Source organism: Salipiger mangrovisoli (assembly GCF_015223355.1).
Taxonomy (GTDB): domain Bacteria; phylum Pseudomonadota; class Alphaproteobacteria; order Rhodobacterales; family Rhodobacteraceae; genus Salipiger; species Salipiger mangrovisoli.
In genome coordinates this window covers 29,031-52,298 of record NZ_JADFFK010000007.1, presented here as the reverse complement: position 1 = coordinate 52,298, position 23,268 = coordinate 29,031, and the positions used below count along the sequence as shown (strand labels likewise).

The 23,268-nt window shown below is 68.2% G+C and carries 25 protein-coding genes; 5 read left to right on the top strand and 20 right to left on the bottom strand.

Going from position 1 to position 23,268, the window contains the following annotated elements:
• The 13 genes from folD to ybgC form a co-directional block, all read right to left on the bottom strand.
• Positions 1 to 903, bottom strand: a complete 903-nt coding sequence (gene folD / locus IQ782_RS10670; RefSeq protein ID WP_194134623.1) for a bifunctional methylenetetrahydrofolate dehydrogenase/methenyltetrahydrofolate cyclohydrolase FolD — start codon at positions 901 to 903, stop codon at positions 1 to 3.
• A gap of 5 nt (positions 904 to 908) precedes the next feature.
• Complete coding sequence (locus IQ782_RS10665) at positions 909 to 1,205, bottom strand: chorismate mutase (RefSeq protein WP_194134622.1); 297 nt, start codon at positions 1,203 to 1,205, stop codon at positions 909 to 911.
• A gap of 186 nt (positions 1,206 to 1,391) precedes the next feature.
• Entirely contained in the window at positions 1,392 to 3,062 is a 1,671-nt protein-coding gene (locus tag IQ782_RS10660) for a formate--tetrahydrofolate ligase (RefSeq protein ID WP_194134621.1), read from the bottom strand.
• Positions 3,063 to 3,137: 75 nt separating this feature from the next.
• Positions 3,138 to 3,737 carry an MOSC domain-containing protein gene (locus IQ782_RS10655; protein ID WP_194134620.1) on the bottom strand — a complete coding sequence of 200 codons (600 nt, stop codon included), beginning with the start codon at positions 3,735 to 3,737 and terminating at the stop codon, positions 3,138 to 3,140.
• A 163-nt stretch (positions 3,738 to 3,900) separates the two neighbouring features.
• The gene (gene ftsH / locus IQ782_RS10650; RefSeq protein ID WP_194134619.1) at positions 3,901 to 5,814 is read right to left on the bottom strand and encodes an ATP-dependent zinc metalloprotease FtsH; all 1,914 of its coding nucleotides are present in this window, start codon (positions 5,812 to 5,814) and stop codon (positions 3,901 to 3,903) included.
• 92 nt (positions 5,815 to 5,906) lie between these two features.
• A complete protein-coding gene (gene tilS / locus IQ782_RS10645) occupies positions 5,907 to 7,238 on the bottom strand; it encodes a tRNA lysidine(34) synthetase TilS (protein ID WP_338092571.1) in 1,332 nt (443 codons plus the stop codon).
• On the bottom strand, positions 7,235 to 8,074 hold the full coding sequence (gene ybgF, locus IQ782_RS10640) for a tol-pal system protein YbgF (protein ID WP_194134618.1): 840 nt from the start codon (positions 8,072 to 8,074) through the stop codon (positions 7,235 to 7,237). Before ybgF ends, tilS begins: the two co-directional genes overlap by 4 nt.
• 10 nt (positions 8,075 to 8,084) lie before the next feature.
• Positions 8,085 to 8,624, bottom strand: coding sequence for a peptidoglycan-associated lipoprotein Pal (pal, locus tag IQ782_RS10635; protein ID WP_194134617.1), 540 nt, complete (start codon positions 8,622 to 8,624; stop codon positions 8,085 to 8,087).
• Between the two features lie 178 nt (positions 8,625 to 8,802).
• The gene (gene tolB / locus IQ782_RS10630; protein ID WP_194134616.1) at positions 8,803 to 10,140 is read right to left on the bottom strand and encodes a Tol-Pal system beta propeller repeat protein TolB; all 1,338 of its coding nucleotides are present in this window, start codon (positions 10,138 to 10,140) and stop codon (positions 8,803 to 8,805) included.
• Between the two features lie 140 nt (positions 10,141 to 10,280).
• On the bottom strand, positions 10,281 to 11,546 hold the full coding sequence (locus IQ782_RS10625; protein WP_194134615.1) for a cell envelope biogenesis protein TolA: 1,266 nt from the start codon (positions 11,544 to 11,546) through the stop codon (positions 10,281 to 10,283).
• Between the two features lie 10 nt (positions 11,547 to 11,556).
• Positions 11,557 to 12,048: a protein TolR gene (gene tolR, locus IQ782_RS10620; protein ID WP_194134614.1), complete on the bottom strand. Its 492-nt coding sequence runs from the start codon at positions 12,046 to 12,048 to the stop codon at positions 11,557 to 11,559.
• A gap of 3 nt (positions 12,049 to 12,051) precedes the next feature.
• Positions 12,052 to 12,747, bottom strand: a complete 696-nt coding sequence (gene tolQ / locus IQ782_RS10615; RefSeq protein WP_092419360.1) for a protein TolQ — start codon at positions 12,745 to 12,747, stop codon at positions 12,052 to 12,054.
• Between the two features lie 309 nt (positions 12,748 to 13,056).
• Positions 13,057 to 13,446, bottom strand: a complete 390-nt coding sequence (gene ybgC / locus IQ782_RS10610) for a tol-pal system-associated acyl-CoA thioesterase (protein ID WP_194134613.1) — start codon at positions 13,444 to 13,446, stop codon at positions 13,057 to 13,059.
• A gap of 130 nt (positions 13,447 to 13,576) precedes the next feature.
• On the opposite strand from ybgC, the gene IQ782_RS10605 reads away from it, so the two are divergent.
• The 3 genes from IQ782_RS10605 to IQ782_RS10595 all read left to right on the top strand — a co-directional run bounded on the left by IQ782_RS10605 (position 13,577) and on the right by IQ782_RS10595 (position 17,100).
• Positions 13,577 to 14,764 carry an APC family permease gene (locus tag IQ782_RS10605; protein WP_194134612.1) on the top strand — a complete coding sequence of 396 codons (1,188 nt, stop codon included), beginning with the start codon at positions 13,577 to 13,579 and terminating at the stop codon, positions 14,762 to 14,764.
• A gap of 318 nt (positions 14,765 to 15,082) precedes the next feature.
• Positions 15,083 to 15,565 (top strand): NUDIX hydrolase, encoded by a 483-nt coding sequence (locus IQ782_RS10600; RefSeq protein ID WP_194134611.1) that lies wholly within the window; start codon positions 15,083 to 15,085, stop codon positions 15,563 to 15,565.
• A gap of 59 nt (positions 15,566 to 15,624) precedes the next feature.
• A complete protein-coding gene (locus tag IQ782_RS10595; RefSeq protein WP_194134610.1) occupies positions 15,625 to 17,100 on the top strand; it encodes an inorganic phosphate transporter in 1,476 nt (491 codons plus the stop codon).
• A gap of 53 nt (positions 17,101 to 17,153) precedes the next feature.
• Here the strand turns inward: IQ782_RS10595 and IQ782_RS10590 are convergent, their stop codons facing one another.
• Positions 17,154 to 17,870 carry a winged helix-turn-helix transcriptional regulator gene (locus IQ782_RS10590; RefSeq protein ID WP_194134609.1) on the bottom strand — a complete coding sequence of 239 codons (717 nt, stop codon included), beginning with the start codon at positions 17,868 to 17,870 and terminating at the stop codon, positions 17,154 to 17,156.
• Between the two features lie 144 nt (positions 17,871 to 18,014).
• Here IQ782_RS10590 and IQ782_RS10585 point away from each other — a divergent pair, with 144 nt between their 5' ends.
• On the top strand, positions 18,015 to 18,551 hold the full coding sequence (locus IQ782_RS10585; protein WP_194134608.1) for an OsmC family protein: 537 nt from the start codon (positions 18,015 to 18,017) through the stop codon (positions 18,549 to 18,551).
• The gene (locus IQ782_RS10580; RefSeq protein WP_194134607.1) at positions 18,551 to 19,372 is read left to right on the top strand and encodes a class I SAM-dependent methyltransferase; all 822 of its coding nucleotides are present in this window, start codon (positions 18,551 to 18,553) and stop codon (positions 19,370 to 19,372) included. Before IQ782_RS10585 ends, IQ782_RS10580 begins: the two co-directional genes overlap by 1 nt.
• 119 nt (positions 19,373 to 19,491) lie before the next feature.
• Here the strand turns inward: IQ782_RS10580 and IQ782_RS10575 are convergent, their stop codons facing one another.
• The 6 genes from IQ782_RS10575 to IQ782_RS10550 form a co-directional block, all read right to left on the bottom strand.
• On the bottom strand, positions 19,492 to 19,971 hold the full coding sequence (locus tag IQ782_RS10575; RefSeq protein ID WP_194134606.1) for a VOC family protein: 480 nt from the start codon (positions 19,969 to 19,971) through the stop codon (positions 19,492 to 19,494).
• Between the two features lie 38 nt (positions 19,972 to 20,009).
• Complete coding sequence (locus IQ782_RS10570; RefSeq protein WP_194134605.1) at positions 20,010 to 20,432, bottom strand: VOC family protein; 423 nt, start codon at positions 20,430 to 20,432, stop codon at positions 20,010 to 20,012.
• Positions 20,433 to 20,498: 66 nt separating this feature from the next.
• The gene (locus tag IQ782_RS10565) at positions 20,499 to 20,921 is read right to left on the bottom strand and encodes a DoxX family protein (protein ID WP_194134604.1); all 423 of its coding nucleotides are present in this window, start codon (positions 20,919 to 20,921) and stop codon (positions 20,499 to 20,501) included.
• A 48-nt stretch (positions 20,922 to 20,969) separates the two neighbouring features.
• Positions 20,970 to 21,413 carry an SRPBCC family protein gene (locus IQ782_RS10560; RefSeq protein ID WP_194134603.1) on the bottom strand — a complete coding sequence of 148 codons (444 nt, stop codon included), beginning with the start codon at positions 21,411 to 21,413 and terminating at the stop codon, positions 20,970 to 20,972.
• Positions 21,414 to 21,449: 36 nt separating this feature from the next.
• Positions 21,450 to 21,797 carry a YciI family protein gene (locus IQ782_RS10555; RefSeq protein WP_194134602.1) on the bottom strand — a complete coding sequence of 116 codons (348 nt, stop codon included), beginning with the start codon at positions 21,795 to 21,797 and terminating at the stop codon, positions 21,450 to 21,452.
• 98 nt (positions 21,798 to 21,895) lie between these two features.
• Positions 21,896 to 23,131, bottom strand: a complete 1,236-nt coding sequence (locus IQ782_RS10550) for an RNA polymerase sigma factor (RefSeq protein ID WP_338092570.1) — start codon at positions 23,129 to 23,131, stop codon at positions 21,896 to 21,898.
• Positions 23,132 to 23,268: the final 137 nt, after the last annotated feature.

Below are 23,268 nucleotides of genomic sequence, written 5' to 3'. Positions count from 1 at the left end.
TCAGGCCGTCAGCCCCTCGGGCTCGGCAAGGCCGTTGGCGCGGCAGCAGGCGGTCACCGTATTGGCCAGCAGGCAGGCGATGGTCATCGGGCCGACGCCGCCCGGCACCGGGGTGATCGCGCCCGCGACCTGCGAGGCCGAGGTGAATTCGACATCGCCGACCAGCCGCATCTTGCCCTCGCCCTTCTCGGGCGCGGCGATGCGGTTGATGCCGACGTCGATCACCGTGGCGCCGGGTTTCACCCAGTCGCCAGGGATCATCTCGGGGCGGCCGACGGCGGCGACGAGGATGTCGGCGCGGCGGCAGACCTCGGCCAGGTCCTTCGTGCGCGAATGCGCGATGGTCACCGTGCAGCTGTCCCCCAGCAGCAGCTGCGCCATCGGCTTGCCGACGATGTTCGAGCGGCCCACCACCACGGCGTTCAGCCCCGAGAGCGAACCGAGGTGGTCGCGCAGCATCATCAGGCAGCCGAGCGGCGTGCAGGGCACCATGCTCTTCTGTCCGGTGCCCAGCAGGCCGACGTTGGAGATGTGGAAGCCGTCGACGTCCTTCGCCGGATCGATGGAATTGATCACCAGGTCCGAGTTCAGGTGTCCCGGCAGGGGCAGCTGCACCAGAATGCCATGCACCGCCGGATCGGCATTCAGCTGCTCGATCAACGCCAGCAGGTCGGCCTCGGAGGTTTCCGCGGACAGCTTGTGCTCGAAGCTGTTCATCCCCGCCTCGAGCGTCTGCTTGCCCTTGTTGCGGACGTAGACTTCGGAGGCCGGGTCCTCGCCCACCAGCACCACGGCGAGGCCGGGGGTGATGCCATGCTCGTCCTTCAGCCGCGCCACATGGGCGGCGACCTGCGTGCGCACCTTTTCGGCAAAGGCCTTGCCATCGATGATCGTTGCGCTCATGCGCCTTACTCCTGTCCCAGTACCGTTTCTTCGCGGCGGATCGACCATTCCACCAGCTCGCGCCACAGCGCCTCGCTCAGATCGGGGTCAATTCCCTCGGCCTCGGCATTCAGCCGGGCATTGGCGATGACCTCGTCGACGCGGCCCTTGATCCGGGCGGGCAACCCCGCGCCGGTCTTGATCTCGGCGGCACGGTCGATGAGACCCTGGCGATGCGCCAGCAGCGCGCTGAGGCGCTTGTCGGTGGCGTCGATCTCGGCGCGCAGCGCCGCCATGTCGCCTAGGGTTGCGGGATCGCGCATGGGCGCCTCCTTGCAGGGTGACCGAGTCCGGTCCGCCCCCTATGCCGCGATGCGGCGCGATGATCAACGCGCCAGAGCGGCATAGCAGAGAGCAAAGACGACAAACCCGCCGCAGATTGGAAACTGCGGGCGCCGTTCGGGAACGGCGACCGTGATCCTGCCCGTCGACAGGGATGCCGGAGGGGGTCAGAACAGCCCCTCGACCTCGCCTGCACGGTTCAGCCGGATGGTCTCGGCGGCGGGCACGCGTGGCAGGCCGGGCATTGTCATGATGTCGCCGCAGATCGCCACGACGAAACCAGCCCCCGCCGAGAGCCGCACCTCGCGCACCGGCACCATATGCCCGGTCGGCGCGCCGAGCCGCTTGGGGTCGGTCGAGAAGGAATACTGGGTCTTTGCCATGCAGACCGGCAGGTTGCCGAAGCCCTGCTCTTCCCACTCGGCAAGCTGCGCGCGGATGCGCGGATCGGCGGTCACCTCCTCGGCGTGGTAGATGCGCTTGGCCACGGTCTCGATCTTTTCCCAGAGCGGCATCTCGTCGGGGTAGATCGGCGCGAACTGCGCCGCGTCCCCGTCGGCGATATGCGCGACGCGCTCGGCCAGCCTGCTGATGCCCTTCGAGCCCTCGGCCCAGTGGCGGCAGAGATGCGCCTCGGCTCCACGCGCCTCGGAGTAGGATTTCACCGCGGTCACCTCAGCCTCGGTATCGCCGGCGAAATGGTTGATCGCCACCACCACGGGAACGCCGAACTGCCGCAGGTTCTCGATATGGCGGCCAAGGTTGGCGCAGCCTTTCTTCACGGCCGCAACATTCTCTGTCCCGAGATCGGCCCGCGCCACGCCGCCGTTCATCTTCAGCGCCCGCACCGTGGCCACCAGCACCACGCAATCGGGGTGCAGCCCGGCCTTGCGGCACTTGATGTCAAAGAATTTCTCGGCCCCGAGATCGGCGCCGAAGCCGGCCTCGGTGACAACGTATTCGGCGAGTGCGAGCGCGGTCTTGGTGGCGATCACCGAGTTGCAGCCATGCGCGATATTGGCAAACGGCCCGCCGTGCACGAAGGCCGGCGTGTGCTCGAGCGTCTGCACGAGGTTGGGTTGCAGCGCGTCCTTCAGCAGCACCGTCATGGCGCCGTCGGCCTTGAGATCGCGCGCGTGCACCGGGGTCTTGTCGCGGCGGTAGGCAACGATCATGTCGCCGAGGCGATTTTGCAGGTCCGCGAGGTCATCGGCGAGGCACAGGCAGGCCATGACCTCGGAGGCCACGGTGATGTCGAAGCCGCCCTGCCGCGGAAAGCCGTTGGGCACGCCGCCGAGCCCCGTCACCACATCGCGCAGTGCCCGGTCGTTGACGTCGAGCACCCGCCGCCAGACGATGCGCCGCAGGTCGATGTCGAGCGCGTTGCCCCAATGGATGTGATTGTCGATCATCGCCGCGAGCAGGTTGTGCGCCGCGGTGATCGCGTGGAAGTCGCCGGTGAAATGAAGGTTCATCTCCTCCATCGGCACCACCTGCGCGTAACCACCCCCGGCCGCCCCGCCCTTCATGCCGAAGTTCGGCCCGAGCGAGGCTTCGCGGATGCAGACCACCGCCTTCTTCCCGATCGCCGCCAGCCCGTCACCGAGGCCGACGGTGGTGGTCGTCTTGCCCTCGCCCGCGGGGGTCGGGTTGATCGCGGTGACGAGGATCAACCGCCCCTGCTTGCGCCCCTTGAGACCGGCAATGAAGCTTGCCGAAACCTTCGCCTTGTCATGGCCGTAGGGGATCAGGTCCGTGCCGGTGATGCCGAGGGCCTCGCCGATCTCCTGGATCGGGCGCTTCTCGGCGGCACGGGCGATTTCGATATCGGTGGTCATGGCGGTTCCCCCTGTCCGGCTGCAATTCTGCCGCCGTCATAACGGGTTCGTCCGCGCCGGTCACGCGTGAAGCGCTCAGCCTTTGCGGACGGCTTTCAGATGTGCCCAGACACGCTGATCCGGGACATGCAGGCGCATCTCGTCGCCGAGCGTCAGCCGTCCGGGCCGCTCGACCCAGGCGGTGACCCCGCGCTTGCCCTTGGCCGCCGCCTTGAAGGCCTTGCCATGGCCGACGTGCTCGGACTCGATCTCGCGGGCCGGCAGGTTGCAGGGACGGTTCTCCATGTCGACGACCAGCGTCACGCCGTCCGGGCCCTGCAGCCGCGACGACGGCGGCAGGTGGCTGAAGTCGGGGATCCCCTCGAGCACCAGCGTTGCACCGGCAAGCTGCGGATCCAGCTCCGAGAGCCCCAGCGTGCGCGCGATCTCGGCGATCTCCTCGGCGGACATCACGGCCAGCTGGCGGACATTGGCGATCTCGGTGCCGCGCGGATGTTGCGAGGTCACGCGCGAGCAGGACGGGCGGGTGCGGCCCGCGTGGCGCTCGCCCTCCGGCCCGGCCCAGCCGAGCTCAAGCGTCTCGACCGCCTGCGAGCGGATGCTGTCGCCTTCGACCGGGACCTGTCCGAGCCAGGTGATGCGGGCAGAGAAGCTGGTGGGGATGAGCGCGGGCATGGGCGGGATCCTTCGGCGACTGACATAACGGGGCCGAGTTGGGCCACAGATCGGCGGCGGCGTCGAGGGGATATCGCCCCGTTCGGACCGGAAGACCCTCTCCTGAAAAGAAAAACACCGAAGCCAAGGGCTTCGGGGTTTCTCTTTCATCGCCGGGCGGAGGTCAGGCCGAGGGCTCGGGCTCCATGCCGCCGTCTTCGGCCGGCTTGGCCTTCGGCTTGGTCTTGGGGATCGAGGTCACGCTCGGCGTGTCGTCGGAGCCGCTGTCCTCGCCACCCGAAGCCTGCGGCGGCTCGCCCTTCATCACGCGCTTGATCTCGTCGCCGGTCAGCGTCTCGTATTCCAGCAGCCCCTGCGCCAGGCGTTCCCATTCCTCGTTGTGCTCGGTGAGAAGCTGGTAGGCGCGTTCGTAGGCATTCTGGATGAAGGTGCGGACCTCTTCCTCGATCAGCTCCTTGGTGTGCGCCGAGACCGACAGGCCCGCGGTGTTGCCTTGGTACCCCTCATGCGCCTCGGAGTAGTCGATGTTGCCGATCTTGTCCGACATGCCCCAGCGCAGCACCATGGCGCGCGCCAGCGCCGAGGCCTGCTGGATATCGCCGGCCGGGCCGTTCGACACGTTGGGCTCGCCGTACTTGATGATCTCGGCAGCCTTGCCGGCCATGGTCATCGCGAGCTTTTCCTCGCATTCCGACTTGTGCCAGTTCAGCCGGTCGATCTCGGGCAGCGAGACCACCATGCCGAGGGCACCGCCGCGCGGAATGATCGTCGCCTTGTAGACCGGGTCGCACTGCGGCAGCAGCAGACCGACAACGGCGTGACCGGCCTCGTGGTAGGCGGTCTTTTCCTTCTGCTCGGCGGTCAGGACCATCGACCGGCGCTCGGCGCCCATCATGACCTTGTCCTTGGCGTTCTCGAAGTCTTCCATCGTCACGAAGCGGCGGCCGACGCGGGCGGCCATGAGCGCAGCCTCGTTGACCAGGTTCGCAAGATCCGCACCCGAGAAGCCGGGGGTGCCGCGCGCGATGATGCGCAGGTCGACATCCGGGCCGAGCGGGGTCTTGCGGGCGTGAACGCCGAGAATCTTCTCGCGGCCCTTGATGTCGGGGTTGCCGACCATGACCTGACGGTCGAAGCGGCCCGGACGCAGCAGCGCGGGGTCGAGAACGTCGCGGCGGTTGGTGGCCGCGATGATGATCACGCCCTCGTTCGCCTCGAAACCGTCCATCTCGACCAGCAGCTGGTTGAGGGTCTGCTCGCGCTCGTCGTTGCCCCCGCCGTAGCCCGAGCCACGGTTGCGGCCCACGGCGTCGATCTCGTCGATGAAGACGATGCAGGGGGCGTTCTTCTTGGCCTGCTCGAACATGTCGCGCACGCGGGACGCGCCGACACCGACGAACATTTCCACGAAGTCCGAACCCGAAATGGTGAAGAACGGCACGCCCGCTTCGCCCGCGATGGCGCGCGCCAGCAGCGTCTTACCGGTGCCCGGAGGGCCCACGAGCAGCGCACCCTTGGGAATCTTGCCGCCGAGGCGCGAGAATTTCTGCGGGTTGCGCAGGAATTCCACGATCTCCTCGAGTTCTTCCTTGGCCTCGTCGATGCCCGCCACGTCGTCGAAGGTGACGCGGCCGTGCTTCTCGGTGAGCAGCTTGGCCTTGGACTTGCCGAAGCCCATGGCGCCACCTTTGCCGCCGCCCTGCATGCGGTTCATGAAGTAGATCCACACGCCGATCAGCAGCAGGAAGGGAAGCAGCGACAGCAGGAAGGCCTGGAAGCCCGACTGCTGCTGCGGCTCTGCGCGGACGGTCACGCCCTTGCCGATGAGCGTGTCGGTGACCTGGGCGTCCTCGGGCTTGACGGTCACGTAGTCCTGCCCGTCATTGCCGCGGTAGCGGATTTGTTCGCCATCTATGGTGACGGAGCTGACGGATTGCGAATCCACCGCCTCCATGAAGTCCGAGTAGCTGATTTCCCGGCTCTGCAGCGTGCTTCCGCCTCCGGAGAAGAGGTTGAAGAGCGCCAGAATCAACAGGAAAAGAACGACCCAGAAGGCGATATTTCGTGCGTTGCCCAAGGACGGCCTCCTAAAATGACGTATCTCGCGCTTCTCTCGAAGTCGCGATCTGTGCCTAACATAAGGACTGAGACAGCCGGTTCAATGCGATTTCACCCCGAAGCCGGGCCGGATCCGAGGAAAGCGGTGAACTGAGGTGCCACTTGCCCGAACAGGCTGTGGTCAAAAAGCGACTGCTCGCCCGCAGGTTGAAGGGCGTCGCACCCGACGAGCCGCGAGCCCGAGAACAGCGCCGGGGCGCTGCGCGCGGCGTGAAAAGGGACCACCTGCTCGACCGTGCGGTCGCGCTGTGCCCATCCATCCTCGCCGAGGGCGCGCAGCGTCAGCCCTTCGGGCACCTGCGCCGCGAGCCGCCAGCGCCCGTCCCAGAGCGCCCCGCGCACCGCCTCGATGCGCAGATCGCAGACGGCTGCAAACTCCCGGAAGATGGCGATGCGGCCGCGCTCGATGCGCGCCTCGCAGCCGTGCAGCGTGCCGCCACCGCCACCGAGAAGCCGGTCGAGCAGGGCCTCGAGCGGGGCCTCGCGCGGCGGATATTCCGCAGCCGCGACAAAGCGCAGCGCCGACGAAAGCAGCCGCAGCTGGGTGTCGCGTTCGACGGACTGAAAGCCCGTTTGATCAAAGATCAGCTCGCCGCGCCGCTGCGGCGGCACTTCGGTCGCGATCTCGCGCCAGACCTGCGCCGCCCGCGCGCGCAGCGCCTCCGAGGCACGGGACATGCGCCGCGCCGCGGCGCTCAGGACCGCTCCCGACAGGCTGCCCTCGGCCTCCAACCGGGCCGCCAGCTTGCGGGCGCGGACGCGCTCGTAACTGTCGTCCTCGTTGGAGGGATCATCGACCCATTGTCCCTGCAACACGCGCAGGTAGTGTCGCAGCTCGTCCCGGCGCATGGCGAGGCATGGGCGGATGATCCGCATCGGCGCGCCCTGCGGCCAGGCCACCTCGCGCACCGGGCGCATCGCCGACAGACCCTCGACCCCGGCGCCTCGGGCAAGGCGCATCAGGAAACTCTCGGCCACGTCATCCGCCGTATGTGCCACCAGCACGTCGCGCGTGTCGCCCCGCCAACCGTTGATCAGGGACAGCCGGGCCCGCCGGGCCGCATCCATCAGGTTGCCCTGCCCGTCCCAGTGCCAGCGCAGCGTCGCATGCTCCCAGCCAAGCTCGGCGCAGGTCTCGGCGACCATCTCGGCCTCTGCCGCCGCCTCGGGACGCAGCCCGTGGTCCACCGTCACGACCCGCAGCCGCAGACCCCAGACATGGGTCCAGTTGTGCGCCAGCGTCAGCATGGCCATGCTGTCGCCCCCGCCTGAGACGGCGAGGGCGATGCTTTCGGGAAAATCGGGACCGAGCGCCGCGCCCATGGCGTCGGCGAAACGCTGGTCGAGCGAGGCGCTGACCGGGATGCCCTCGGGCGGCCTCACTGGCAGCCGAGGCGCCCCATCTCCTCCGCCGCTTTCGAGACCTCTTCGGTGCCCGGATAGCGCGTGGAGACCTCGCCGAGAGTGACGCAGGCCTCGGTCTTGCTGCCCAGCTCTCCGAGCGCCGTGCCGAGTTGCCAGAGCGCTGCGGGAGCGACCTCGCTGTCGGGATAATTGGCATAGGCACCAAGGAAGCGGCGCGCCGCCTCGCGGGTGTCACCCGCCTTCTTCAGCGCCTGCCCTTCGGCCAGATAGCTCGCCGCTTCTAGCGGAGAGCCCGGGTAGGCCTGGCGAAAGGCCGCAAACTTTTCCGCGGCGGATTGAAAGTCACCGTTGGCGAGCGCCTCCTGCGCCCGCCGGAAATCCGTCTCTTCGCCGACGGCAAGCTGCGCACCGTTCGAGGGCAGCGTGGTCTCGGGCACCGAGGGGGCCGGAGCCGAGGTGACCGGGCCAGAGGTGGCGGGGGTCTGCCCGCCAAGCGGCTTGGTCTGGCCGATGTTGCCGATGTCGCAACCGGGCTCGATCTCGCAGATACGGAACTCGAGATCACCGATGCGGTTGGTCCCATCCGCCACGACACTGTCGATGCGGTGGCCAAGCTCTTCGGTCTTGGCGGTCACGCGCGTCAACTCGGCCTCGATCGCGTTGACGCGGTCGAGCGTGCTGGCAGGCACGTTCATCGCGCCGATACCGGTGGAATTCAGCTCTTGCTTGAGTTTCTGCAACTCGCCGCTGAGCATCGAGAGTTCCTGGCGAAGGTCCGCCAGGGTCTCGGTTTGCTGGGCCTGTGCGCCCGAGGCGATCAGGCCCAGGCAGAGGGCAATGCCAGTCAGACGCATCCGATCAGCCTCAGCTCGTCATGCCCATGGAGATCACCGTCACCGCGCGGCGGTTCTTGGCGTAGCAGGCCTCCTGCGAGCAGACCTCGACGGGGCGTTCCTTGCCGTAGGAGATCTGGCGCAGGCGGCTCGACGCGACGCCCTTGGAGATCAGGTACTCCATCACCGCGTTGGCGCGGCGTGCGCCGAGCGCGATGTTGTACTCGCGGGTGCCCTGCTCGTCCGCGTGACCTTCGATCACCGCGAGATAGTCGGAGTTGGTCATCAGCCACTGCGCCTGCGCATCGAGCGTCGCCTGGGCATCGGCCGAAAGGGTCGACTGGTCGACGGCAAAGAGCACGCGGTCGCCGATTGCCTGGTTGAAGTAGGCCGGCGAGCGCGGGTCGCCGGCGGACCCGTCGAGGTAACCGCCGTTCACGCCGCTGCCGTTTCCGTAGCCCGCGCCCCCGGCACCTGTGCCATCGCCGCCCGCGCCGAAGCGGTCCGGGTTGGTACAGGCGGCAAGGCCAAGCCCGGCCACCAGCATCAGAACCTTCGGAAGATATGTCATTGGATCACTGTCCTGCTCGTGTGTTTGCAGCCACGCTATCACAGCGCAAATGGCTTGGGAACGTGGTGCATCGAAGGCCGGATAACCCTTTTGAGAGCTTTGTTTCCACGGCAACAGTCCCCGTGTCCGGTGCCTTCGCGGCAAGGCGGCCGGGCGGGATCTTCCGCCCGGCCCACGCTCATTGCAGCGGGCCCCAGCTCGGGTCCGACGCGCCGTCGGGCGTGCGCACCCGCTTGAGGTTCCGCCCCGAGACATCAACCGAATAAAGCGAGCTCGCGCCGCCGGCGCCCTGCGTCTCGCGCGCGAACATCAACACGCGGCCGTTCGGCGCCCAGGTCGGACCCTCATCGAGGAAGGAGGCAGTCAGCAGCCGCTCCTCCGAGCCGTCGGTGCGCATCACGCCGATGTGGAAGCGGCCCGCGTTCTGCTTGGTGAAGGCGATGAGATCGCCGCGCGGCGACCAGACCGGCGTGCCGTAGCGGCCCTGGCCGAAGCTGATCCGCACCGGCTCGCCGCCGCCCACCGGCATGACGTAGAGCTGCTGGCTGCCCGAGCGGTCGCTTTCAAACACGATCTTGCTGCCGTCGGGCGAGAAGCTGGCACCGGTCTCGATCGAGGGCGCGGTGGTCAGCTGCCGGGTCTGGCCCGAGTTGATGTCCATCGCGTAGATGTCGGTGTTCGATCCACGGGTCATCGAGTAGAGCAGCTGCGAGCCGTCCGGCGAGAAGCGCGGCGCAAAGCTCATCACCCCATCGGTGGTCGGCAGCATGCGGCTCTGCACCGAGCCGACGTCGAGTACGTGGATGCGCGGCTCGCCGGTCTCGTAGCTGGTGTAGAGCACCCGGCTGCCATTCGGCGAGAAGCGCGGCGCGATGACGATCGAGTTGCTCGAGGTCAGGAACTGCACGTTGGCGCCGTCGTAATCCATGACCGCGAGCCGCTTGGCGCGCTCGTCCTTGGGGCCGGTCTCGGACACGAAGACCACGCGGCTGTCGAAATAGCCGCCCTCGCCGGTGATCCGCGAATAGACCTGATCGGCAACCTTGTGGGCGAGCCGGCGCCAGCCGTCGGCGGTGGCCGAGAACTGCATCCCCTGCCCCAGCTCGGTACCCGCGAAGACGTCCCAGACGCGGAACTTGGCGGTGAGCTTGCCCCCGCCATCCGAGGACACCGCCCCGGTGATCAGCGCCTGCGCGTTGATCGCCTTCCAGTCCGAGAACTGGATCGGGCTCGAGAAGTTCGACACGCGACTGATGTGCGCGTCGCGCGGGATCTCGCGGAAGAGACCGGTGCCGGTCAGATCCTCGGCGATCACCCGGCTGATCTGCTGGGCGTATTGAGCCGCGTCGCCGGTCTCGGCGACGAAGTCGGGCACCGCATAAGGCAGCGGTTCGACCACGCCCTCGGTAATTTCGATCCGCAGCGGGCCGTCCTGGGCCTGCGCTGGAAGCGCCACGCCCGTCACCGTGGCCACCGTCAATACGGGGGCAAGGATGAGGGCCAGAAGTCTTGTCATGCTCGTGTTCTCCTTCCCGGTCGCGCCACCGCGCTTGTGTGCCGCAGGGTTGACTGCCTCGGGGCAAACATAGCGCGGGGACGTGCCCCGGACAAAGCGCCGCAACGCGCGGCTTGCGCAGGTCCTCGCGAAAAGGGCGGTCACCGCAGCCTCATCTGCTCGGGGTTGAAGGTCATTTCGATGGTCTTCCACTGGTCGTACTTGTCCGCCGGAAGCGGGTAGCCGTCGGCCTGGCAGCGCAGGATCGCGCGGCGGGCGTTCTGGAAGGCGGTCTCGGCCGAGGCCGCGTCCCCACCCGAGGAGCCGACCATCCGCAGCGAGGACGAGACGACCCGGCCACCGGGCTCCATGTCCATGCTGACCGTGACCGTCACGTTCGCCGCCTGGCTGCCGACATCGACGACCCAGCACTTCTGCACCGCGACGCGCAGCGACTCGCGTTCGCCCTGCGTGAGCGGCGGCCCGGCCGGTCCGCGCTCCTCGGCGGCACCGCCTGCGGCGAGCGCCTGTGCGATGGCATCGGCGACCGCGTCTTCGGCCGGCTCCGGAGCAGCAGGCTTCGGCGTCTCATGCTTCGGGGTCTCGGGCTTGGGTGTTTCGGCCTTGGGCGTTTCGGTCTTGGCGGTCTCGGTTTTCGGCTGCTCCGCCGGCTTCTCGGCAGGCTTGGGCGTTTCGGGTTCCGGCTCGGGCCGTTGGGCGAGCTGCGTCGGCCGGGTGAGCGGACGGCGCGAGGCATCCGGCGCGAGAGTCGGCGCGGGCGGCGCCGGCTCCTCGGCGGCGGCGGGCTCCTCGGCCTCGGTCACGATCTCGGTCGCCACCTCCTCGGGGGCCGTGGCCTCCTGTTCCTGCTCGACGACCTCGGCGGATTCCGACTCGGCCTCGGCGGCCTTCTGCACCTCCTCGGCGACGGTGGTGTCGGGCTCGGGCGGGGCAACCGGTTCGGGCGCAACGCGCGGCGCGGGGCGCGGCACCGGGCGCTCGGCGCGCTCGGGCGCAAGCACGGGCGGTGGCGCCGAGGCCTCGGGCGTGGGCGGGGCAACCGGCAGCGTGGTGTCGGGCGGCGTCACCGGCGCGGGCGGGGCGACGGGCTCCGGCGCGGGCTCGGGCTCGGGTTCCGGCTCGGGCGTCGGAGCGGGCGGCTCGGGATTGGGGGCGGGCTCGGGCTCGGCGGGCGCCGGGCGCGCCGCCGGGCGCGCCTCGGGCTCCGGCGCGGGCGGGGCGTCGATCTCCTGCGCGGTCTCCGGCGATTGCGCGGCACGGGTCAGCGCGGCGAACTCGGCCTCCGAGATCACCGTGACCGCCGAGGTCTCGACCTGCGGCGGATCGGGGCGGAACACGTTGCCGAAGATCGCCCAGAGGATCACGGCAAGGTGCAGAGCGCCCGAGATATAGAGGTTCCTGCGCAAGGGCGCTCCCTCAGTTGCCGGCCGCGGAGGCCGTGCCGTCCAGCGCCGGGCCACCGGCGTCGGTCACAAGGCCGATCGACGAGAATCCACCGCGGTTCAGCGCGCCCATGACCTTGGCGACCGTGTCATAGGGCACAGCCCCGTCGGCGCGCAGGAAGATGCGGTCATCGCTGCGCTCGGTGGCAATCGCCTGCAGCCGCGGCGTCAGCTCGTCCATCGGCACTTCGGTGGTCTGGATCATCACCATGCCGTCGGCGGCAATGGTCACGGTCAACGGCTCTTCGGCCTCGTTCGGCAACGAGGAGGCCGCGGTCTTCGGCAGCTCCACCGGCACGCCGACGGTCAGGAGCGGTGCGGCGACCATGAAGATGATCAGCAGCACCAGCATCACGTCCACCATCGGCGTGACGTTGATCTCGGCCATGGGCTGGCCTCCGCCACCGCTGCGGCGGCGCCGACGGCGGCCTCCGCCGCCTCCCTTTTTCATCACGCCACCGGCCATGGATCAGGAATCCAGCTGGCGCGAGAGGATGGTCGAGAACTCGTCGGCAAAGGCCTCGTAGCCCGCGATCACGCGGTCCGAGTCGGCCGAGAGCTTGTTGTAGAAGATCACCGCCGGGATCGCCGCGACAAGACCCAGCGCCGTGGCAAAGAGCGCCTCGGCGATGCCGGGGGCCACGACCACCAGCGAGGTGTCCTGCTGCTGCGCGATCTCGATGAAGGCGTGCATGATCCCCCAGACCGTGCCGAAGAGGCCGACGAAGGGCGCCGCCGATGCGACGGTGGCCAGCACCGGCAGCCCGCGCTGCAGGTCCTCGGCCTCCTTCTGGATGGCGACATCCATCGAGCGGTCGATCCGCGCCGAGGCGTTGGCGATCATCCCGCCATCGCCGCGATGCGAGCGGCGCCACTCGGTCATGCCGGCGGCAAAGACGCGCTGTGCGCGGCCGCGCGGCTCTGGGCCGATCTGGTCGAAGAGCTCGTCGAGCGGCTCGCCGGACCAGAAGGCGCGGTCAAAGACCGCGGCTTCGCGGCGGGCGCGGCGATAGGCGACGATCTTTTCGAAGATGATCGCCCAGGCCCAGACCGACGACAGGATCAGCATCAGCATCACCAGTTTGACGGTCAGCGTGGCACGGGCGAAGAGCCCCCACATGGAGAAGTCGATCTCCTGCGCGAGCGCAAGGGTATTTGCGTCCATAAGCCTGCTCTTCCTCATGGGCTATGAATTGGCCTCTGCGGGCGAGGCTCTGATTACCGGCCTGTGTAGCCGATTTGCAGACGCTCCACCAACACATTGACGTCATCGGAGGTGTGAAAATGGCGGATTTTCGCGGGAATTCGCCCATTTCCCCTGCGGAAGGGCCGGTCATCCCGGCCTCTTCCCCGAGCCGCGGCGCACAAGGCCCGCCGGGCAAGGGGGGCTCTGCCCCCGTCCGCGCCTGCGCGCGGCCTCCCCCGAGATATTTTTGCCTAGAAGAAAGCCTGGGACGCCGGGCGCGCGAAGCGCTCAGTGCACCTGCTGGCGGAGCACCGCGGGAAGGCGCGCGGGGTGGCCGTCGCCGGTGATCGCCACCAGCGTGACCTCGGCGCGGAACAGCGGCCTGCCGGCGCGCAAGACTTCCTGCAGGAGCCCCAGCCGCACGCCGGAGACCGCTTTCACCTCGGTTCGCACCAGCAGCTCCTCGTCGAAGCGGGCCGGGGCGAGATAGTCGGCTTCGAGCCGGCGCACAACGAAGACGAGGCCCTCGGCCTCGCGCAGCGCGTTCTGGTCGATGCCGCGGCTGCGCACCCAGTCGGAGCGGGCGCGCTCGATGTACTTGAGATAATTGGCGTGGTAGACGATCCCCGCCATGTCGGTGTCCTCGTAGTAGACACGCACCGGAAACTCATGGGCCATGCGCCGCTCCTGTCTGACCGCGGCGACGCGGCGCGCGGGTCTGGTTGCGGCGCGACCCTAGTTCGGCCGCGTCCCGCCCGCAAGCGATGACACATTTCCTTTGCCGCGCCACGGCATTAGCGTGCGGACCATGACCACTGCCCTGATCCTCGGCATCTCCCTCCTCGCCGCCCTCCTCCTGCTCTGGCCCCGGCTCGCGCGCGCCCGGCTCTGGCGGGCGACCGTCACCCCGCTCGCCTCGATCATCGGCAGCGGCTTTCTCGTGCTCGGCCCGATCCTCGAGGCGGCCTACGGCATCTGGGCACCGGCGGCCATGGCGGCGCTCTGCCTTGGTGCCTGGCTCTTCGGCGCGGCGGTGCGCTTCAACATTGCCCGTCGCAGCCGCGGGCCGCGCAGCGCCGCCGAGGAACGGCTGGAGATCGGTGCCTCCTGGGCACTGGCCTTCGCTTATGTGATCTCTGTGTCCTATTACCTCAACCTCTTCGGCGCCTTCGGCACCCGGCTGACCCCCTGGGACGATCCGCTGCATGCCAAGCTGCTGACCTCTGCGGTGTTCCTGATGGTGCTTGGCATCGGCTGGAGCCGGGGATTCTCGGCGCTGGAACGGCTCGAGCAGATCGCCGTCGGGTTGAAGCTGGCGATCATTGCCGGGCTGCTGGCCGGGCTGGCCGCCTATTTCGCCGGCAAGCTCGAGGCGGGGGCGCTGCTTGCCAATCCGCCAAGCCTCTCGGGCTGGGCGGCGCTGACGCTCGGCTTCGGGCTCATCGTGACAGTGCAGGGGTTCGAGACCACCCGCTACCTCGGCGCCGAATACACCGCCCCCACGCGTATCCGCGCGATGAAGCTGGCCCAGGCGCTCGCGGCGGTCATCTACATGGCCTACATCGGGCTCATCGCGTATGTCTTCCCGCCCGGCACGGGGGACGCCAGCGAAACGGCGATCATCGGGCTCATGGGGCTGGTGGCACCGATCCTGCCGCTGATGCTCACCGCCGCCGCCCTGGCCGCGCAACTGAGCGCCGCGGTGGCGGACACCGGCGGGGCCGGCGGGCTGGTCGAGGAGCTCACCCGCCGGCGCATCCGGGTGCGCAGCGCCTATGCGCTGCTGGTCGGGCTGGGGCTGCTGCTGACCTGGCAGCTTGATGTCTTCGACATCATCGCCTTCGCCAGCCGGGCCTTCGCGCTCTACTACGCGCTGCAAAGCGGGATCGCCGCGCTTGGGGCGCGGGCCGAGAACCGCAAGACGCGGGCGCGTGCCTTCGAGGCGCTGACGCTGCTGGGGCTGACCATTGCGGTCTTCGGCGCGCCGGTGGCGTGAGGGCCCTGGCCGATGCTCCAGCGGCGTCCCCGCCGCGCCGCGTGCCGGAGGGCGATTTCCGGCGGCGCAACGGGGACCGGCGACCCGAGAGCCCCGGCTGATCTGCGACGCAGGGATCTGCGGGCAGGCTCCGCACGCGCAGCGCTCCTGAGGACCGCGCCGCAGGCCAGCCTCTTCCCTTGCGCGCCCCCATCGCGGCCAGGCCATTTGACGCGCCGACAGGTGGCTGACCCAGCGACAGATAGCTGTTGACTTGAGATCCGACCTGCGATGCGATACACGCCCGCGGTCCGACCTTCTCGAACAACCGGTGAGCCCATGTTCAGCCGTCTTTGGAACAACTACCTTGCGCCGCTGCTGGGCAGACCTGCCCGTGTGCAGATCGCCGCCCTCTGCCATCGCTCCGTCGATGACCTGCCGGAGGTGCTGCTGATCACGTCCACCCATCACGCCAAACGCTGGATCCTTCCCAAGGGCTGGCCGATGAGCGGCACGGATGGTGCCGGCACCGCGCTTCAGGAAGCCTGGGAGGAAGCCGGGGTCAAGCACCGCGGCGAACGTCCCATCCGCATCGGACAATACCGCTACAAGAAGATCGTCAACGGCCGGCTGCCGGTCACCACGGATGTGGACGTCTATGCCGTTGAGGTTGAGAAGCTGCTCGACAGCTTCCCCGACATGCAGATGCGCGAACGCAAGTGGATGGCCCCGGCGGCGGCGGCGGACGCCGTGGACGAGGATCAGCTCAAGGCGATCCTCGCAGATTTCCCTGCCCTGCTCGCGCAAGCGCGCCAACCCTGAGCGCAGCCGTGGCGCGCTGCCAGCGCCTCGGGAGCCACAGGACTTCAAGGAAATACAAAGTGACTGATGACACCACGCCTCAGTGGGAGACGCTCGACAAGGACCTGAACCGTCTGACGCGTCTTGAAGAGGCAACCATGTACGCCTCGCGGCCGCTCGTCGGCGTCGGGATCAGCCTCGTCTTCGTCTCGCTCGCGGCCGTGGCCGCGGCCATCTTCACCGGCGGCGAGGTGCAGAGCCTCGCGGTGGTGGTGGCGGCCGCCTTCGGTGCCTACATGGCGCTGAACATCGGGGCCAACGACGTGGCCAACAACATGGGCCCCGCGGTGGGTGCCAAGGCGCTCTCGCTGCTCGGCGCCATTGCGATCGCCGCCGTCTTCGAAACCGCGGGGGCATTGATCGCCGGCGGCGACGTGGTTTCGACCATTTCCAAGGGCATCATCGATCCTGCAGGGCTCGCCGACACGGCGATTTTCGTGCGCGCGATGATGGCGGCGCTGCTGGCGGCCTCGATCTGGGTGAATATCGCAACCTGGGTCGGCGCGCCGGTCTCGACCACCCATTCCGTCGTCGGCGGCGTCATGGGGGCCGGCATCGTGGCGGCCGGCATCGGCACGGTCAACTGGTCCACCATGGGCGCGATCGCCGCCAGCTGGGTGATCTCGCCGCTGCTGGGCGGCATCATCGCCGCGGGCATGCTCGCCTTCATCAAGTGGCGGGTGATCTACGTCGAGGACAAGATCGCCGCCGCGCGCACCTGGGTTCCGGTGCTCATCGGGATCATGGCCGCCGCCTTCTCGGCCTACCTTGCGCTCAAGGGCCTGAAGAAACTGATCTCGATCGATTTTTCCACCGCGCTGCTGATCGGCGCGGCGACGGGGATCATCGTCGGTCTGCTGTCGGTGCCGCTCGTGCGTCGGCAGTCCGAGGGTTTGGAAAACCGCAGCCGCTCGCTCAAGACGCTGTTCCGCCTGCCGCTGGTGGTCTCGGCCGCGCTGCTGTCCTTTGCGCATGGGGCCAATGACGTCGCCAATGCCGTCGGACCGCTTGCCGCCATCGTCTACGTGCAGCAATCCGCCAACATTGCCGGCCAGGTCGCGATCCCGCTCTGGGTCATGATCATCGGCGCGCTCGGCATCTCCTTCGGGCTGGTGCTCTTCGGGCCGAAGCTGATTGGCATGGTCGGCAATCAGATCACAAAGCTGAACCCGATGCGCGCCTATTGCGTGGCGCTCTCGGCGGCGGTCACGGTGATCGCGGCCTCGTGGCTCGGCCTGCCGGTAAGTTCGACCCATATCGCCGTCGGCGGTGTTTTCGGCGTCGGCTTTTTCCGCGAGTGGCACTCCGAGCGCCGCGCCCGCCGCATCCACCAGAGCCGCCCCGCCGTGGACATTCCGCGCCAGGAGCGCGCCCGCCGCAAGCTTGTACGTCGGTCCCATTTCATGACGATCGTCGCCGCCTGGGTGATCACCGTGCCCGCCGCCGCGCTGCTGTCGGCCGCCTGTTTCATGCTGCTGCGCGTCATCGGCTTCTGAACGCTCACCCGCGGCTGGCACACCGTCAGCCGCGGGCCAGCAATGCCCCTTCCCTAGATCACGCCTCGGCACACCGCGTCGCGGCCCGGGGCAAGGTCGGCGAAACTGCTGCGGATCATCCAGCGCGTCAGCGTGCGCGCCATGAGGTCGTCTCCGGTCAGCGTGATCCGCCCGGCCCCGATCTCGGTCTCGAACGACGAATGTCCCATCCAGGCCGAGGTCAGCGCGCGCAGCTCGGCAACGACGTAGAGATCGACGTCATGCCTGGGATCGGCATAGCACAGGTCGGTCTCCTCGCCCGGCTTGGCCACCAGCCAGTAGTTCGCCGTTTCGTTCGGCGCGTCGTTCAGGATGAATTGGATCACGCTCTTGCGCCGGGGCAGTTCCAGCAGGTCGATCTTGCGCCGGATGTTCCACATCAACATGCGCGCGTCGAGATCCTGGAGCGAGGCGTCGCAATCGATGTTTCGATGCGCCCATTCACCGAGCCCGCGGATCAGCGGTTCGAGTTCGTCGGCCAGCGCGGTTGTCAGATATTCTGCATGCGCCCCCGGACCGCCGCCGCGGCGGCTGACAAGGCCGTTCGCCTCCATCTCCTTCAAGCGCTTGGACAGCAACCCCGGCGACATACCGGGCACACCGCGCTGGATCTCGTTGAAGCGGGTGGAGCCGGACCACATTTCGCAGAGCACGAGCATGGTCCATCGCGGCTCGAGAAGGCTGGCGGCCATCGCCACCGGACAGAACCGCGGGTAGCTCTTGTCGGACATTGCAGCGCCTCCGCAGGAAAGCGCCGCGCTCCTCCGTCGGCGCACTACGGAAACTGTAGCAGGTTTGCTGCATTTGCTGAACTGGTTCGGCAAGGCCGCCGATGTCAGCCTGAGGGTATCTCTTGACCCGCAGCGAGGCTGACCATGACCCATCCGACCGAAACCCTGGCAAACCGTCATACCAGGGAGGCGCAAGCGCGCGTCGTCTCGGTCTTCACCAAGCGCCCCGAAGCGGCGCAGAGCGTCAACCTCGGCACTGCCGCGGTGACAGACGGGCTGACCTGCACCTACGATCAGGACGGGCAGCGGATCGTCCTCGACATGCCCAAGCCGGTCGGCGGCAGCGGTGCCGGCCCGTCTCCGGGGTTCTTCGGGCGCGCGGCGCTCAGCGGCTGCGTCGCCATTGGCATCAAGATGACAGCCGCGCGCGAGGGCCTTCACCTGGATGCGGTGCAGGTGGACATCGAGCAGCATTGGGACGACCGCGGGCTCTTTGCCCTGGCCGGCACCCCGGCGGGACCGCTCGATACCCGGCTGACGATCTCCGTTGCCTCGCCCGAACCGGCGGCGAAAGTGCAGGCGATGGTCTCGCGCGCGCTCGACAGCGATCCTTGGTTCCTGGCCTTCCGCGATGCGCAGAGCCTGCGCACCGAGGTCACCTGCACCGAGGCGGCCCGGTGATGGAGGCGCGGCTTCAGACCCGCATCCAGCGCTACGGATGGGACGCCGCGGCGGACCACTACCACGCCAGCTGGGAGGCGCAGCTGCGTCCCGCCCAAGATCGGCTTCTGGCGATGGCCCGGATCGGTCCGGGGCAGCGGGTGATCGAGACTGCGTGTGGCAGCGGCATGGTCACGGCGCGGCTCGCGGCGGCGGTCGGGTCGGCAGGACACGTGCTGGCAACCGACCTGTCGCAAGGTATGATCGACGACCTGCGCGCCCGGCTCGGCGCGGACCTGCGTGGAACGGTCACGGCGGCGCGCATGGCGGCAGAGACCCTCGACGTGCCGGACGAAAGCTATGACGCGGCGGTCTGTTCGCTTGGCCTGATGTACACCCCGGACCCCGCCGCCGCCCTGCGCGAAATGGCCCGCGTCGTGGGACCGCGTGGCACCGTGGCGGCCACGGTCTGGGGCGAGCGCCGCAACTGCGGCTGGGCCGACGTCTTCCCCATTGTCGATGCCCGCGTCGCCTCGGAGGTCTGTCCGCTGTTCTTCGGCACGGGCGCTGAGGGGGCACTCAAGCGCCTGTTCGAGGCGGCGGGCCTGGACCAGGTGGCCGAGGTGCGGCAGTCCGAGACACTCACCTTCGCCTCGGAGCGCGCGCTTCTCGACGCGGTTCTCCTTGGCGGGCCGGTCGCGCTAGCGGTGAAGCGCTTCGATGCCGCGCAATGGTCCGCGGTGCAGGCAGAGTTCCTAGCCTCCGTGCGGCAACACCGGCAGCCGGGCGGCAGCTACGGCATCCCCGGCGAATTTCTGACCCTGCGGGGCCTGCGGCCCTGACCGAAGGTCCCCAGTCGGCTCCGGTATCTGGCACCCGACCGGCGCTGCCGCGCGGCGGGTGCCAGCCGAACGAACCGGGCCGGCACATCGCGAGGCCCGGTGCGGCTTGCAGGCGACGCCTATCCCCGGCGGGCGGCCTCGATCGCGGCGACGTCGATCTTGCCCATCTCCATCATGGCGGAAAAGGCCCGAGCCGCCTCGTCGCCACCCGCCGCCAAAGCATCGGTCAGCGCACGCGGCGTGATCTGCCAGGACACCCCCCAGCGATCCTTGCACCAGCCGCAGGCGCTTTCCGCGCCACCGTTGCCGACGATGGCATTCCAGTAGCGGTCCGTCTCCTCTTGGTCATCGGTGGCGATCTGGAATGAGAACGCTTCGGACTGGGGAAAGAGCGGGCCACCGTTCAGGCCCAGGCAGGGAATTCCCGCCACGGTGAACTCGACGGTCAGAACGTCACCCGCCTTTCCCGAAGGATGGTCACCGGGCGCGTGGTGCACCGCCCGGACCTCGCTGTCCGGAAAGACCTGGGCGTAGAAACGCGCGGCAGCCTCGGCCTCTTTGTCGTACCAGATGCAGATGGTATTCTTTGGCGCAGACATGGATTTCCTCCGTATCTCAGAGCGTTGCGCGGCGATCTTTACGTCATCGCCTTGTTGCCTTCGAAATTCAGCATCCAGGGCGTGCCGAAACGGTCGGTGAACATGGTGAAGCGTTCGGCCCAGAAAGTCTCGCTCGGCGGCATCATCACCGCCTGCGCGTCCTCGGCGAGCGCGGCGAAAAGCCGGTCGAATTCATCGACCGAGGCGGGCGAGAGCGAGACCGAGAACCCCTGCGGCCTGGCGTACCAGGCCTCCGGTGCGTCGGAGGCCATGACCACCGCATTGCCGAGCCGCATCGACATGTTCAGCACCATGTCGTCGCTGCCCTGCATCCGGCTCTCCGGGGTCGGGGCGTCGGAGTTGCGGAAGATGCCGGTGATCTCGCCGCCAAGCGTCTTTTCGTAATGGCGCATGGCCTCGAGGCAGGTTCCGTTGAAGGTGAGGTAGATCGTCGGTTCCATCTTGTGTCTCCTTTCGGGTGTCGGGCGATGCTCGGCACCGCCCCTGCGGTCAGGTGGTGGGATCGGTCAGCCGGTCTGTGCATTGCTCCGCCGGGGCCAGAGGTGCCAGCGCAGTGCCAGCGCGTTGCCGGGCCCGTGGACCGCGGCAAAGAGCAGGCCGGCGAGGAAGGTGAAGTGATCCACGAAGAAGCCGAACTCGGCCTGGTTGTCCTGCCAACGCGCCGGACCATGGAAGGCGAAGGCGAGGAAGATCACGTAGACCCCCGCGGCAAGCGCAGCCTCGCTGAAGAAGGCGCCGATCAGGAAGGCGCAGGCCAGCCCGATCTCGAAAACCGCGGCAATCCAGGCCAGGGCCCAGGCGAACGGGAAGCCGGCCGCGGCGATATAGTCGGCGGTCGCGCCCATGCCCGCGAACTTGAAGCCCGCGGCCATGAGAAAAATCCCCGCGAAGATCAGCCGGGCGGTCACGATGGCGAATGTCTTGAGCATGTATGACTCCTTTGCGGCAGGGCTGCGCGCGCGATCAGGCGCCACGCATCATTGCGGAATGTCGGGTTCGGTCAGGCGGGTCAGGCTCGCGAGCGATTGCTGCCAGCCGAGGTAGCAGGCCTCGGGAGGGATTGCGTCGGGCACCCCCTCCTGCACGATGCTGATCTCGGTCCCGACCGAAACGGCGCGCAGCGTGACCGTCACGCGCATCTCGCCCGGCAGTGCCGGATCGTCGAAGACATCGGTGTAGACGATCCTCTCATTCGGGATCAGCTCGCGGTAGTCGCCCCCGAAGGCGTGGCTGCCGCCCGTGGTGAAGTTGCGAAAGCTCATCTTGAACCGGCCCCCCACCCGCGGCTCGAGGCTGTGCACGGCGCAGGTAAACCCATCTGGCGGCAGCCACTTGGCCAGCGCGTCTGGCTCGAGAAAGGCGCGGTAGAGCTTTTCGGGGGTGGTCGAAAGGACCCGGTGAAGACGGATGGTGCTGGGCATGGAGGCGTCTCCTTGATGCAAGCAGGACGGCGCGGCTCAGGACGTGGCGTCGCCAAGTTCGAGCTGGCGCACCGGGCGGACCTCGATACTGCCGTATTCTCCCGGCGGGATGCCGCTGGCGATGCGGATCGCCTCGTTCAGGTCGCGCGCCTCCACCAGGTAGAAACCGGCCAGCAGCTCCTTGGTTTCGGCAAAGGGTCCATCGTAGAGCTGCGCCTGCCCGTTTCGCACCCGCACCGTCGTGGCACTGTCGACAGGATGCAGCGCCTCTCCGGCCAACAGCACCTGCCGATCGACGAGTTTCTGTGCGTAGTCAGCGCAGACCGGATCGGGGCAGGCGCTCCAGTTCTCGCGGTCGAGATAGACAAGACAAAGATATTTCATCGCTCAACTCCTGGTTCCAAAGTCCCGCGTTGCAGGGCCTTCTTGCCAAGTGGTCGAACGGCAGGGCCCGGAATCGACAGGCCTCCGAAAAAACTTTGTCAGTCGCTGATTTCCGCGAGACGGGCCCTGAGAAACCGCTTTTCGGGATCCTGCCGGGCAAGGCCCAGAGACGCCTCATAGGCCGACTTTGCCGCGTCGCAATGGCCCGCGCGGCGCAGCAGTTCGGCCTTGGCCGCATGGGCCAGATGGTAGCCGCCGAGCAGCTCGGGCGTGAGCAGCGGCTCGATGAGCGCCAGCCCGGCCTCCGGCCCGTCTCGCATCGCCACCGCGACCGCCCGGTTCAGCGCGATCACCGGCGAAGGCTCGCGGTGCAGCAGGGCGTCGTAAAGCCCCACGATCTCGGCCCAATCGGTCGCTTCCGAGGACGGGGCCTCGGCGTGAACGGCTGCGATCGCCGCCTGGAGCGCATAGGAGCCGAAGCCGTGCACCCCCAGCGCCTGCCGAACCAGAGACACCCCTTCCGCGATGGCGGCCCTGTCCCAAAGCGTCCGGTCCTGCGCCTCGAGCGGGACAAGATCGCCGCTGGCGGTGGTTCGGGCGCGGCGCCGCGAGTCCTGCAGCAGCAGCAGCGCCAGCAGCCCCCGAACCTCGGGATCGGGGATCAGATCGGCAAGAAGGCGCGCCAGGCGGATGGCTTCCGCGGTCAGATCCGGGCGCATCAGATCGGCACCTTGCGCCGCCGAGTGCCCCTCGTTGAAGACAAGATAGATCACGCGCAGCACCCGCCCGAGCCGCGCCGGCAGAGCGTCCCTGTCCGGCACCTCATATGGGATGCGCGCATCGCGGATCTTCGATTTGGCGCGCACGATGCGCTGCGCGAGGGTGGTCGGCGCGATCAGGAAACCTCGTGCGATGGCCTCGGTCGAGAGCCCGCAGATCTCGCGCAGGGTCATGGCAATCGCAGCTTCTTCGGACAGGCTGGGGTGGCAGCAGGTGAAGATCAACCGAAGCCTGTCGTCCTCGACATCCTCGAGTTCCTCGTAGACCGATGCCTCGTCGGCGATGCCCGCCGCGGCCTCGGCCGCCTCGCTCCAGGGGGTCATCCGGCGCTGTCGGCGCAGGCTGTCGATCGCCCGGAAACGCCCTGCGGACACCAGCCAGGCCACTGGATTGCGCGGCACACCCTGCTGCGGCCAGCGTTCCGAGGCCGCAAGGAAAGCGCTCTGCAGCGCATCCTCGGCGAGATCGAAATCGCCCAAGAGCCGCACCAGGGTCGCAAAGACGCGGCGGTTCTCGCGGCGATAGACCTCCTGAACTCTGTCGCCTGGGGTCACGCCGCTTCCGCTCCTCTGCCGGGACGCGCCGCCCGCCCGGCTCCGTCCCGGACCGAGCTTTCTACGGGACGGGCCGCCACGCAACCCCTCGATCTTGAATGCGGCGCGCAACGGCATGGAAACGCCCAGGCGTCGTC

Excerpts from the sequence above, each read along its gene's own strand:
- IQ782_RS10580 (WP_194134607.1), top strand. The coding sequence starts at position 18,551 with ATGGAGGCGCGGCTTCAGACCCGCATCCAGCGCTACGGATGGGACGCC.
- IQ782_RS10600 (WP_194134611.1), top strand. The coding sequence starts at position 15,083 with ATGTTCAGCCGTCTTTGGAACAACTACCTTGCGCCGCTGCTGGGCAGA.
- IQ782_RS10585 (WP_194134608.1), top strand. The coding sequence starts at position 18,015 with ATGACCCATCCGACCGAAACCCTGGCAAACCGTCATACCAGGGAGGCG.
- tolB (WP_194134616.1), bottom strand. The coding sequence starts at position 10,140 with ATGACAAGACTTCTGGCCCTCATCCTTGCCCCCGTATTGACGGTGGCC.
- ybgC (WP_194134613.1), bottom strand. The coding sequence starts at position 13,446 with ATGGCCCATGAGTTTCCGGTGCGTGTCTACTACGAGGACACCGACATG.
- IQ782_RS10665 (WP_194134622.1), bottom strand. The coding sequence starts at position 1,205 with ATGCGCGATCCCGCAACCCTAGGCGACATGGCGGCGCTGCGCGCCGAG.
- IQ782_RS10570 (WP_194134605.1), bottom strand. The coding sequence starts at position 20,432 with ATGGAACCGACGATCTACCTCACCTTCAACGGAACCTGCCTCGAGGCC.
- pal (WP_194134617.1), bottom strand. The coding sequence starts at position 8,624 with ATGACATATCTTCCGAAGGTTCTGATGCTGGTGGCCGGGCTTGGCCTT.
- IQ782_RS10560 (WP_194134603.1), bottom strand. The coding sequence starts at position 21,413 with ATGCCCAGCACCATCCGTCTTCACCGGGTCCTTTCGACCACCCCCGAA.
- IQ782_RS10565 (WP_194134604.1), bottom strand. The coding sequence starts at position 20,921 with ATGCTCAAGACATTCGCCATCGTGACCGCCCGGCTGATCTTCGCGGGG.
- IQ782_RS10590 (WP_194134609.1), bottom strand. The coding sequence starts at position 17,870 with ATGTCCGACAAGAGCTACCCGCGGTTCTGTCCGGTGGCGATGGCCGCC.
- tolR (WP_194134614.1), bottom strand. The coding sequence starts at position 12,048 with ATGGCCGGTGGCGTGATGAAAAAGGGAGGCGGCGGAGGCCGCCGTCGG.
- IQ782_RS10655 (WP_194134620.1), bottom strand. The coding sequence starts at position 3,737 with ATGCCCGCGCTCATCCCCACCAGCTTCTCTGCCCGCATCACCTGGCTC.
- IQ782_RS10555 (WP_194134602.1), bottom strand. The coding sequence starts at position 21,797 with ATGAAATATCTTTGTCTTGTCTATCTCGACCGCGAGAACTGGAGCGCC.
- IQ782_RS10605 (WP_194134612.1), top strand. The coding sequence starts at position 13,577 with ATGACCACTGCCCTGATCCTCGGCATCTCCCTCCTCGCCGCCCTCCTC.
- folD (WP_194134623.1), bottom strand. The coding sequence starts at position 903 with ATGAGCGCAACGATCATCGATGGCAAGGCCTTTGCCGAAAAGGTGCGC.
- IQ782_RS10660 (WP_194134621.1), bottom strand. The coding sequence starts at position 3,062 with ATGACCACCGATATCGAAATCGCCCGTGCCGCCGAGAAGCGCCCGATC.
- IQ782_RS10575 (WP_194134606.1), bottom strand. The coding sequence starts at position 19,971 with ATGTCTGCGCCAAAGAATACCATCTGCATCTGGTACGACAAAGAGGCC.
- tolQ (WP_092419360.1), bottom strand. The coding sequence starts at position 12,747 with ATGGACGCAAATACCCTTGCGCTCGCGCAGGAGATCGACTTCTCCATG.
- ybgF (WP_194134618.1), bottom strand. The coding sequence starts at position 8,074 with ATGCGTCTGACTGGCATTGCCCTCTGCCTGGGCCTGATCGCCTCGGGC.